The organism is Moorena sp. (assembly GCF_982860115.1).
On sequence record NZ_CEYLVT010000222.1, the window covers coordinates 1 to 12,438 of the forward strand.

5 protein-coding genes are annotated in these 12,438 nt (G+C 43.8%); 2 read left to right on the top strand and 3 right to left on the bottom strand.

The features are described 5' to 3' along the window. Nucleotides 1-191 precede the first annotated feature (191 nt). Together AC4II3_RS26590 and AC4II3_RS26595 are read left to right on the top strand one after the other, a co-directional pair. A complete protein-coding gene (locus AC4II3_RS26590) occupies nucleotides 192-1,517 on the top strand; it encodes a type IV pilus twitching motility protein PilT (protein ID WP_488013458.1) in 1,326 nt (441 codons plus the stop codon). Between the two features lie 171 nt (nucleotides 1,518-1,688). After that, entirely contained in the window at nucleotides 1,689-2,636 is a 948-nt protein-coding gene (locus AC4II3_RS26595; protein WP_488013460.1) for a circadian clock KaiB family protein, read from the top strand. Nucleotides 2,637-2,722: 86 nt separating this feature from the next. Here AC4II3_RS26595 and AC4II3_RS26600 read toward each other — a convergent pair whose 3' ends face one another. The 3 genes from AC4II3_RS26600 to AC4II3_RS26610 all read right to left on the bottom strand — a co-directional run bounded on the left by AC4II3_RS26600 (nucleotide 2,723) and on the right by AC4II3_RS26610 (nucleotide 11,926). Next, nucleotides 2,723-4,441, bottom strand: coding sequence for an ABC-F family ATP-binding cassette domain-containing protein (locus AC4II3_RS26600; protein ID WP_488013462.1), 1,719 nt, complete (start codon nucleotides 4,439-4,441; stop codon nucleotides 2,723-2,725). Nucleotides 4,442-5,097: 656 nt separating this feature from the next. Then, on the bottom strand, nucleotides 5,098-7,296 hold the full coding sequence (locus AC4II3_RS26605) for an SdrD B-like domain-containing protein (protein WP_488013463.1): 2,199 nt from the start codon (nucleotides 7,294-7,296) through the stop codon (nucleotides 5,098-5,100). Nucleotides 7,297-8,260: 964 nt separating this feature from the next. Continuing rightward, nucleotides 8,261-11,926: a cadherin-like domain-containing protein gene (locus tag AC4II3_RS26610; protein WP_488013465.1), complete on the bottom strand. Its 3,666-nt coding sequence runs from the start codon at nucleotides 11,924-11,926 to the stop codon at nucleotides 8,261-8,263. Between the last annotated feature and the right edge of the window lie 512 nt (nucleotides 11,927-12,438).

The window sequence follows — 12,438 nt, forward strand, 5'->3', positions numbered from 1 at the left end:
ACCCCACACCCCACACCCCGTAAAGCTTTTAAGGCTGTTTGTCACCCCGTCAGGCGATTAACCCAATACGAAAATCCCTTACTTAAGGTAGAACTGTTATAAGTTATACTCAACGCTAACTGTTGGGAAAACTTTGAGTAAGAGTTTGTAAAATAAATTCTCGTAGCCCAACTGTAGTTGGTAGTTGAAAGATGACAGATCCACAGTCCTCACCCCGCATTGCACCAGCACCACCGCCTTTGAATATAGCGTCTAGAGCAGCATCTGCTCAAGGCAATCAATCGAGACCTGCACAACCAAGAGCCATGGCTCCAAGAAGCAGTCAAGCCGGTGCCGCAGTAGCCTCACGCCCTCGGCCTGTGCCCACAACAGGTCAGAATTCAGCCACTAACGTCCAAGCAAAACCATCCGCCAATCAGCACCAGAAGACACCCCATAGCATCGGTCTGCCTCCTGGACAGTCAAGCTTAGAAAGCATTGTCCGTCAGGCTTTTGAGAAAGGAGTGTCTGATATTCATCTAGGTGTTGGTGAAACTCCCCGTTTCCGGAGTCGCGGTGAAATGGAGCCAACGGAGTATCCAGTCACAGATCACGCAACATTTAACTGTTGGCTCAAGGAAGTAATGAGTGATGAGGAAATCCGGCGCTTTAGAGAAGAGTTGGAATTTGATGGGGCAACTCAGTACGAGTTTAGTCGGGTCAGGATTAATGTCTTCGATAGCCTTCTTGGTCCTGCAATGGTCTTGCGGATTATTCCCCTGAAGATATTGACCCTTGAGGAGTTGCGGTTGCCTGCAATCCTGAAAGATGTCTGTCACTACCATAAAGGTCTCATTTTGGTCACCGGTCCCACAGGTTCGGGAAAATCTACCAGCATGGCCGCCATGATAGACTATATGAACAAAGATATGGCGCGGCATATAATTACCATTGAAGACCCCATTGAATTTATCCACCAAAGTCGCAAATCTCTGGTTAAACAGCGGGAAGTAGGAATGCATACCCGTAAATTTGACCGGGCCTTGAAAGCGGCTTTGCGGGAAGACCCTGATGTGATTCTGATTGGGGAAATGCGAGATCGAGAAACAGTCAATACAGCTCTCAAGGCTGCTCAAACTGGTCACTTGGTCATGGGTACTTTGCATACCAACAGTGCCGTCAAAACCATTGAGCGGATTCTCAATCTCTACAATCCAGAAGAACAGGCTCCCATGCGGGTGGCCATATCAGAAGCCCTAGTAGGAGTAATTTCCCAAGGGTTGTGCCGTACTACCGATGGCAAGCGTGCTGCTTTTCATGACATCCTGATTAATACTGAATCCATTAAGGATTACATTCTCAAGGGCAAATACGAAGAAATTGAACAACTGATGGCGGCTAGTGAATTTGACGGTATGGTTACCGTAAATAAATCCTTGTTCGCTCTTTATCAAGAGGGGCGTATTACTGAGGAAACTGCCTTGGAAAAGTCACCCACTCCCAACGAGATCGCAATGATGTTGCGCGGTCGGATCTAGGGATTAGTCACGCTTATATTAGGGATTAGGAATTAGGGATTAAGACTTAACTCCTAACACCTAACCCCTAAAACCATTACCTAAAAAATAACACTTATAAACTGAAAAATAACACTTATAACTAAAAAGTAAAACCTTAAGTATCAAACTAAATTGACATAGTACTAGCATATGCTGGATGAAACCCCCTTGCCCCAACTGTTTAAAGGTATTGCTATATTTACACCAGGGGAAGATCTAGTGTATAGCATTGACTTTAATAAGCAGAGTCACTGGCACCTGCATCTGTGTGCGAGTTTACAGGAAATACTGGGGTTACCAGAGCCACCTCATTTTTTAGTTCCCGGATATACTGCCACCATTGATCGGTGGATTGACCCTCAAACCAATCAGTTGCGCATGTCAGCAGAAATTAATTGGTTGGTGCAACATCATCAGGCATTGTTAAATGCAGTATTTGGGACTGAAAACCTGATGTGGCAAGTAGCTCCTTGGGAGGAAGAGTCCTGTGACCCGGCGGTGCTAGAAACTTATCGCAATCAGTTTCCCCAACTCTGGCAAAACCATGACTTGATCCTGCGCATTGACCGCCCAGAACCATTATCCTACTCTGATACAGAAGAGGTTTTGCCAGAAAGGGTTACTAACCAAAACTCTGGCAGATCATCACCTCAGGAGCATTTGAGAGCGATGGAAAAGCTGCCGGGTTTATCTAAGTCTGCCACTGATAGTACAGAATCACTGACTGCCACCGATGTCACCAAAGCTGATTCTTTATCCAGGATTTCCCTGCCTGATGTGTCTGACTCCCAGGCACAACCTACCCATAGCTATGTCCTGCGTTTGTTTGTTTCCGGACATAGTGCAGAAACTGAGTATACTCTCAAGAGTCTATACCAGTTGTTAGAGAATCATTTAGGTCATCCCTATACCCTAAAAATTATTGATGTTTTCAAGCACCCAGACCTGGCAGAAACTGATCATATCTCGGCTACACCGACACTACTCAGAGTATGGCCCGAGCCTGTCCGGCGGATTGTCGGTGATTTGAACGATATTGATCAGGTCTTGCAGAGATTAACCAGCAATATAGTTAAATCCTCAGCACTTCAGCAATAAGCTTTTAATCGTTAATTTTAATCGGTAATCGGTAATATAGCAGTTCTCCATATCAAATTGAGAACTGCTATATGTCACTTTTGTTGTTACTTTTGTTTAGCAGCAGCTTTCTTTTTGGTCTTTTTAGTCTTTTTGCTAGCATTGGCAGCTTTTTTAGCCGCTTTGGCCGCAGCGATCGCTTTTAACCGAGCTTCTTCTTTTTCCTGGGCAATCTTTTCGAGATAGTAGTGGTAATCTCCTAGATAGGTACAGAATTCGCCATCCCTGATTTCTACTATTTTGTTTGCCACTTTCGAGATAAAATAGCGGTCGTGGGAAACAATAATTACTGTACCATCATAGGTACCGAGTGCTTCCTCCAACATTTCTTTGGCTGGGATATCCAGGTGATTAGTCGGCTCATCCAGAATTAGTAAATTAGCGGGAGAAAGGAGCATTTTGGCTAAGGCCAGGCGGGCTTTTTCGCCTCCACTAAGGGACTCAACCTTTTTATATACCGTGTCCCCAGTAAACAGAAACCGTCCCAATAGGGTACGCACTTCCTGATTTTTCCAGTCTGGGACTTCATCATGGATGGTTTCCATGACCGTTTTGCTTAATTCTAGGGCTTCTGCTTGATTCTGCTCAAAGTAACCAGGAAGGACATTGTGTTTGCCTAGTCCTACTATCCCTTCTGTGGGGTGTTCCTTTCCTATGATCATCCGGAGTAAGGTGGATTTACCGCAACCATTGGGACCGATGAAGGCAATGCGATCGCCCCGTTCAATCAACAAGTCTGCTCCCAGAAATAAAATATTGTCATCATAGTCATGGACTAAATCCTTGATTTTGACTACCTCAACACCACTACGCGGAGCAGGAGGGAATTGGAATTTGAGGGTTTTGAGATTAGCAGTGGGGGCTTCTATCCGTTCAGTTTTTTCTAATTGTTTCTCTCGGCTTTTGGCTTGGGTAGACCGGGTTGCACTAGCACGGAAACGCTCAATAAAGGCTTGCTGCTTTTCTATTTCCTTTTGTTGACGCTCGTAGCTACTCAGTTGAGCTGCCTGCATCTCGGCTTTCTGCTGGAGATAAGCTGAGTAATTGCCTAGGTAGTTAGTCGAGACACCCCGTTCGGTTTCTACAATTTGGGTACAGAGGCGGTCAAGAAACTCCCGGTCGTGAGATACTATTACCATTGGGGTCTTCAGACCCTTGAGATACTTTTCCAACCATTCGATGGTTTCCAAGTCAAGATGGTTAGTCGGCTCGTCCATTAGTAGGACGTCAGGCTTCTGGAGCAGGATTTTGCCTAAACTCATGCGCATTTGCCAGCCACCACTGAAAGCACTCACTAAGCGATCGCTATCCTGTGGCTCAAATCCCATTTCCGGCAAGATCTTGTCAATTTTTGCTTGTAAGCCATAACCATCGAGGGCTTCAAATTGGCGCTGCAACCTATCTAGCTTTTTAATCAGCCCTTCCAATTCTGCTTCATCAGCCATTTCCATGGCGTTTTGCACTTGTAGGATTTCCTCGTTTACCTGGTTAGCTTCCTTAAATACTGTCCAGAATTCTGCTGAGACCGTGCGGGTTGGGTCTACTTCAAATTCTTGGGTGAGGTAAGCAATATGAAGACTGGCAGGACGGATAACAACACCGCTGGTGGGTTCCATCTCTCCAGCAATAATTTTTAGTTGGGTAGATTTCCCGGCACCGTTGACGCCAACTAAGCCAATGCGATCGCCTGGTTTAACTTCCCAGTTGACATCCTTTAGAACTTCGCCAGTGGGGTATACTTTACTAATGTGTTCGAGTCGCAGCATTAAGATGTCTCCAAGGAAAATTTTAGCTGGGGACTTTTAGTCCTGATCCCAAGTTGCTGTCGGGTTTACTACAGAAGTTTGGTTGACAGGGATGCCCCTGTTCCTTTGACCATTAGTCCTTCTCAGTTTTCCCATCTACAGCAGATTATCCCTGGAAACCGCCACCTACAGTAGACATCTTGCATCAATGGTGCCAAGCCCCGATTATCCCCTGTCGTGATCATCCTCTACACCCGTGACCCCTAACATTGCGGTGCGCGCACCGTCGGGCATAATTGAATTTGGGGGACTTCCACTCCCATTCCCTGAAAAATTGGGGGGCTAGGGGGCAAAAACCAGATTGATCCAAGAAATCTAGTGATAGAGTTTACGATCCAGGATGTTTTCGGTTATCGTAACAAAAATTCATCATGACTGGTAGTACCCTCAAGTAAAGGAGATAGGGAACTTCAGCTCCGGTAACCGGGAACATTAATCTTAAGACGATTCCCTCCAAAACATGGGATTTCACTATTGTGTTTCTTCAATCCTACATAATGAACAGTCAGCTAATGCCCATAGCGCGTTAGCTGACTACTTAGGTTAATTATGAATGACTACTTTCCCTACTCGCTTTCTGTGCCCAAAGCTAGAGTTTTGTCTTCGGTATCTGATTACTAGACAAACTCAAAATTGTTGCTAGTGAGATCAACGTTGGTAGTATTTTCTAGAAGAGCAACTTTGTCTAAAGAGCCGTTACTGTTTTGATAGAAGAGCTCGATGCCGCCATTGACCTGCTGTGTCTGGTAATCACCGATAGAACCGTGGAGCTGAATCACATCTCCCTCTGCGGTATTGAAGTCTTCAATGACTGCAAAGTCATCTAAACCAGCTGCTACATAGTAAGCTTGGTTGACATCACCAAGAATAAATCGGTCAGCACCAGCACCACCGCTGAGAGTGTCATAACCCTTACCACCATACAGAAGGTCATCACCCTCATCACCGCTCAGACTGTCATTACCCTCACCACCGATCAGAGTGTCATTACCCTTGCTACCATACATAAGGTCATCACCCTCACCACCCTCTAGTATGTCATTACCCGTATCACCCCTCATACTGTCATTACCCTTACCACCATACATAAGGTCATCACCCTCATCACCCCTCATAATGTCGTTCCCATCATCGCCGCTCAGACTGTCGTTCCCATCATCGCCGCTCAGACTGTCATCACCATTACCACCATACAGACTGTCATTACCATTACCACCATACAGACTGTCATTACCATCATGACCGCTCAGAGTGTCATTACCCTCACCACTGATATAAACAAAGCGAAAATTCTCGCTAGTGAGATCAACACTGGTAGTATTTTTTAGAACAGCGACCATGTCAGAAGAGCCGTCACTCTTTTTATAGAAGAGCTCGATTTCAGTCTCACCATTGATCTTCTTTATCTGTTTCGTGTAGTAATCATCGATAGAACCGTGGAGTTGAATTACATCTCCCTCTCCGGGATTGAAGTCTTCAATGATTGCACAGTCATTCTTACCTGGTTCTATATAGTAAGCTTGGTGGACATCACCAAGAACAAATACGTCAGCACCAAGACCACCCTCTAAAAAATCATCAGTATTAGCTCCAGCAGAAATCACGTCAGTACCCTTGAGAGTATCGTTACCCTTGCCACCCCTTAGCGTGTCATTACCCTCACCACCATACAGAATGTCATCACCCTTACCACCAATCAGCGTATCTTCACCCTTACCACCGCTCAAACGATTGTTACCCTTACCACCCTTCAAACGATTGTTATCATCATCACCAGTAATAATCTTTTCGGGGTCAACCGTGAACAACCAATCAGAATAATAGACGTATTGATCAGCATTGGAGTGGTTCAACCAACCCCAGCCAGAAATGCCATCAACGCCGCGATGACCCTGATTGTCGGTTTTATTTCCAAGCTGGAAACTGACGGTATTGTCATCCTGGTCAGTGAGCTCAAATTCACGCTGGTCACCATACAGTTGCTTGATAGTACCTGTATTAGTTCCAGCCCATTGAGCATCGACCGATAGATCATCATCACCGCTGACCTTATCAGCGTTATTGTAAGTAAAGTCAATTTGCCACAAACCCGGCTGATCGTCATAGTTGTTGAAGTTGCCATCCACATCTAGATGACCGAAAGCAGTACCAAAGATCCGGATTTCGTCTCCATTGATACTAATCTGCATATTAGTATCAGGATGGTCGAAGTTAAACACAGCGATGTCACCGGTTTGGTAGATACCTTTCTCGAATAAGCCAGTGAGAATTAGACCATGAGGATTCCAATTACCAAAACTAGTACCATCTGGGTGATTAGAAAGCTGGTAAGTGCCATCTTCTAGAATGGAGACGGGCTCAGACTGAGAAGGAGTCACCTGTACCAACCCAGCACCAACATGCTTTTGACCAGCCTTTAAGGTAATCACATCTGTCATACCAGTGCTGGGATCAATAACATCAGAATCTTTCAACTCCTGGTCACCAACATTAGGTGTGGTGAACTTTAAATCAGATGGTAAATCAGAGAAACTGACTTTGTACTTCCCTGCAGCAAGGTTTTTAAACTTGTACTTACCTTCATGATTAGTGGTTCTGACCTTGGTGATATCATCGTTAGTGCCAAAGATACCATCTTTACCAGCCCCGGTCAGAGTAACTGTAACGCCTTCAACCCCTTTTTCTCCTTGATCACGAATGCCATTACCATTAGCATCAAGCCAGACTTTGTTACCGATTTCACCAGTTTTGCGATTGGGAGTATTGCAGTTTGCGTTGTGGTTGTGGTTACCAAGGCGTCTGATTATATTTCTCATTGTTTTAAATTCCTTAGGATTGATTTACTGAAGTGACTTAACCTTATTTATGGGATTTGCCTATTCCGCTATTGGGCAATCTGGCAAATAGTTAGTTGAATGTGTTGGTAATTTAATTATGATGGTTGTTGAAGTCTATTAATTCCAAAATAATCAGATATTGTGATTAGTTTGTGATGGCAGATTATAGGATTGTATGATTGCTTTGCTTTTTATTTTCTCAATGGTAAAAAAATAAATCAAGGGGTGTCAATATCAATCTGGATAGTTTGGGCGCAATTTACATAAACTTTAAACTTACCTTACAGTTTCTTAGAACGGGGATAATTATTTGAATAAAATACAGTCATCCCATAATTTGATTAAAACAATTAAGTATATTATTAAGTTTATTATTAAGTATATGATCATGAATCTTTAAGCATAAAAAAAATTAGAGACTTTACATGTAAAGCCTCTAATCATAGGGTTTATATTATAAAATAGCAATTTTAAATCATTGGTAAAATCCCTGAATTTCTTAACAACTATCTCCTTCTGCCTAAGACTTCCTGAAAGCCTTTCTGCAACTTTGATATGCTCCCGTATAGCGCTGCCTTCATACTCCCTACTTTGTGTCTCTGCTCGTAAGTCCCGGCTTCCTAAAACCCATAACGAAGTACTTTACCCAATTAACAACTGCTATATTAAGCTGGTTTTCATTTAAATTCCATGGTTATTACAGCAGGGGAGCAGGATAGCAGGAAACCCATGGATAGGGCTTTACGGTTTTTTGATAACTCAATAATATCCAATTTAAATCCGCAACAGAAACCGTGAATTCCCCTATTTCCCACCCTACCCGCGCCCGGCCTACCTTCTCCAAACTCCCTGTTCCCTACTCTCTACTCCCTTTACGTACTCCCTGAAACTAGACACAAAACATCCCCAACCATTAAGATTGAGGATTCATCAGGTGATTCAATTATAATTGAACTTGGAAGTAAACATCCACCATGTCGATGGTTTGACCGTTCAACATAGCATTACTATGCTCACCGTGAATATTGCCCATAGCATCAGTGCTGAAGACATTGGTGTAATCTGTATTTAGGTCAGTGATGCCCCTAGAGTCAAGGGAAACTAGCTCACCTTGGTCAGTGATACCGTTTTCGTTCCTGTCTTGCCAGAGCTTCAGTTCCCCAAATAGAGCATCCTTTTCATTGACTAAGCCGTCACCATTAGAGTCGAAGGAAGCAAGTTTGGCAAAGCCCTCACCGACACCGGCACCGAATAGTTCCGCGCGGGAGGTGATTTTACCGTCACCATCATTGTCAATGGCCAGAAAGCCATCCTCACCAGAGAGCCAACCGGTCTTGACTGCAGTACCCTCATTGAGCATATCGAACTCAACCCCTTCATCAATACTTAGGGTTTTAATGCCGTTACCATTGAGGTCAAAGGCAATCGGTGAGTAGACAGCATAGTTGTCTATTATTTCAATTATCTTCTGACCAGTGTTCACATCTTGGTCGCCGATCTGGTCAATGGTGAGGCTAAAGTTCTCTGTAGTTTCAGTGGCTTTGGTGCGAGAAAAATACTTACCAAACTGGATTTCTTTGAGAGCATCAATGGTGAAGGAATTAGAGGTATCGCTGCCAGCATTAATCTTGACCACAAGGTGATTTCCCTCGGCTCCAGATACTTGGAAATCATCTGTCAGACTGTTCACCCCTACTGGTAACTCATCAAGGTCTCCAGAGAAACCAGTGTAACCAGTATTCCACCAGTCATGGGCTTTACTACGGTCGGAATAATTTGCTGTGTACAATTGACCTTGTTCGTGAAATTGTACATTCTCGGTAACTGGATTGGTTAGGTAGTCAACCCGATCTAACCTGAAGCCGTCGGCTAGCTTTGCTGTCCCGTTGTTGATTTTAATGGTTACAAAAGTGTCTTCATCAACAACACCATCTAGCTTGACGTGATAATGCTCGTTACTGCCTTCAGTGATTTGGCTTGAACCAACAATAGTGCCACTGTTAGGTAAAGGATTCGGTTGAACATCCACAGTTACTGTAGCACTATCAGTACCACCGTTACCATCGCTGATCTCGTAGGTAAAGCTTTCGTTACCAGTAAAATCAGTATCTGGGGTAAACTCTAACTGTCCATTATCCAGCAAGGTGACCGAACCATTGTTAGTATTGACGGTTTCACCAGTACTGATAGACTGACCATTCAAGGAAGTAACCGCAAGAACATCTCCATCCGGGTCAGAGTCATTGGCCAAGGCATTGATAGTTACAGGGGTGTTAACAAAGGTGCTGTCGCTGTCATTCACCGCATCAGGAGGAGAATTTGGAGTAGGCAACGGATTCACTCTCACCGAGAGATCTTTATCGGTAAATGCCCCATCCAAGTCAGTGACTTGTACTTTGACTTTGTACTTGTTGTCACTATTGTGATCAAGGGGATTATCAAAGTCGGGAGCATTTTTGAAAGAGAGCTCTCCTGTATCTTGATCAATGTTGAATAAGTCTTGATCCGGACCACCCACAATGGAGTATTGTAGCCCTTGACCTTCAGCATCGAAATCATCAATGGCATTGATATCAATTACGTTGATGCCATCCTCCATGATGGAGAGCCTACCATTATCAGGCAGATTGGTGAATTCAGGTGCTTCGTTAATCAGCTCTTCCGGGTCAACGGTGAACAACCAATCAGAATGATAGACGTATTCATCAGCATTGGAGTGGTTCAACCAACCCCAGCCAGAAATGCCATCAAAGCCGCGATGACCCTGATTGTCGGTTTTATTCCCAAGCTGGAAACTGAAGGAATTCTTGCCAGCCTCGTCAGTTAGATCAAATTCAGCCTGGTCACCATAGAGTTTCTTGATAGTACCTGTATTAGTTCCAGCAAATTGAGAATCAATCTCTAAATCATCATCATTGCTGACATTATCAGCGTTATTGTAAGTAAAGTCAATTTTCCATAAACCACCCGGGTCATTATCGTTGTAGGAAAAGTTGTCATCTACATCTAGGTGACCGAAAGCAGTACCGAAAATCCGGATTTCGTCTCCATTGATACTCATCCGCATATTGGCATCAGGATGCTCAAAGTCAAACACACTGATGTCACCGGTTCGCCACTCATTATCAACGAACAAGCCAGTCAGAATTAGACCATGTTCATGCCCATTACCAAAACTAGCACTATCTGTGTGATTAGAAAGCTGGTAAATGCCATCTTCTAAAATGTCAGGCTCAGCATCAACATCCCATGAGAAGGTAGTGTCGGTGCTGCCGCCATTGCCATCATCAGCGTTGACGGTGACTGTGTACATCCCATCGCCGTTGGATCCACCTTGGGAGGCACTGTTGTCAATGGTGCCAGTGATTTCACCAGTAGCTGCATCGATGGTTAATCCATCAGGTAGTCCAGAAGCACTGTAGGTCAGGGAATCCCCATCAGGATCGGTGAAGGAGGCATCTAGGCTAATACCACTGTCAGCATCTAGGCTTTGTTGGTCACCAATGTTGGGTGCTACAGGTAAATCATTGGCTCCATTAATGGTAATACTGAGATTGGAACTAGCAGAACCCCCTTCTCCATCACTGTTGGTGTAGTTGAAGCTATCGGTTAAGGTTTGACCCTGATCCAAACCTTGAACCTCAGAGTTGCTGTTATCTAATGTATAGCTGTAAGAACCATCGGTATTCAGGGTTAAGGTACCGTAATCACCAACCAAATCACCAACAGTGGTTACAGTTATATCATCCCCATCAGAGTCGTTGTCATTTGTTAGCACATTCCCCTCAACCGTAACGGCATCTTCTGTGATGCTGTTGCTATCGGTTGAAGCAGTCGGACCAGGGTTGTCCACATCCCATGAGAAGGTACTTTCGGTGCTGCCGCCATTGCCATCATTGGCAGTGACGGTGACTGTGTAGATCCCATCGCCGTTCGGTCCACCTTGGGAGGCACTGTTGTCAATGGTGCCAGTGATTTGACCGGTAACTGAATCGATGGTTAATCCATCAGGTAGTCCAGAAGCACTGTAGGTCAGGGAATCCCCATCGGGATCGGTGAAGGAGACATCTAGACTAATAACACTGTCAGCATCTAGGTTTTGTTGGTCACCAATGTTGGGTGCTACGGGTAGGTCATTAATCTCACCCGGTAGGTCATTAATCTCACCTACGTTACCTACTAGTTTGCTATTGCGCCAACGAAAGGGACCCACATTGCTAAGACGCACACCAAAGTCTTGGTTTTCAAACAGATCCAGCGTTAAGTTAACGAAATTGTGAGAGAGGATAAACGTGGTGGATCGAATATCATCGTTACTAATTCCCCAGGTACCGATCTCGACCCCACCGTCAAAGTTGACGCCAAGATCAAGGTTGTTGACATTGTTGACCTCAAACTTGCTATTAGTGACGTCGTTTCCTGAAACAGAAAGACCATTGACCAGGGATTCATCGGAAATGTTGAAAAATAAACCCCGCAGATCGCCAATTGTGCCATCAATCACATCCACTCTGAGTCGAATGGTGCCATTTGGACGCTCGGTCAACGTAATCCTGGCCTTAGCACGAGCTCCTGCAACATTTGAAATCTCAAAAGATTTGGTATTCATTTTATTGCCCTCCAAACTACTTATTCCCAAGCTTGAACTGAATTAACCGTGTTTATGGTATTTGCCTATTCCACTCTTTGGAAAAGATATCTGGCAAATATATGGTTGAATTGGTTGGTAATTTTATGATTGCTCTTGAAGTCTCTTGATTCCAAACTAATCGGAGATTGTGATTAATTTGTGAGAGAAGATTAGATGATTGCTGTGCTGTTTATTTCCTCAATCGTAATAAAACGAAATAATAGCTGTCAATACCAATTCCTTTAGTTTTGAGATTATTTATATAAACTTTAAACTGACCTTGTTATTGATAAAAACGGTGACAATTGTTTTGAATAAAACACAGTAATACTACGATATTAGTATGATTAATTATTCATTCATCAAAACAATCATAAACATCACAAAAAAAAGGCGATCTCTGGAACAATTAAAACTTTAATTCGTCATTATTTAGTTGAATAAAACACAGTAATACTACGATATTAGTATGATTAATTATTCATTCATCA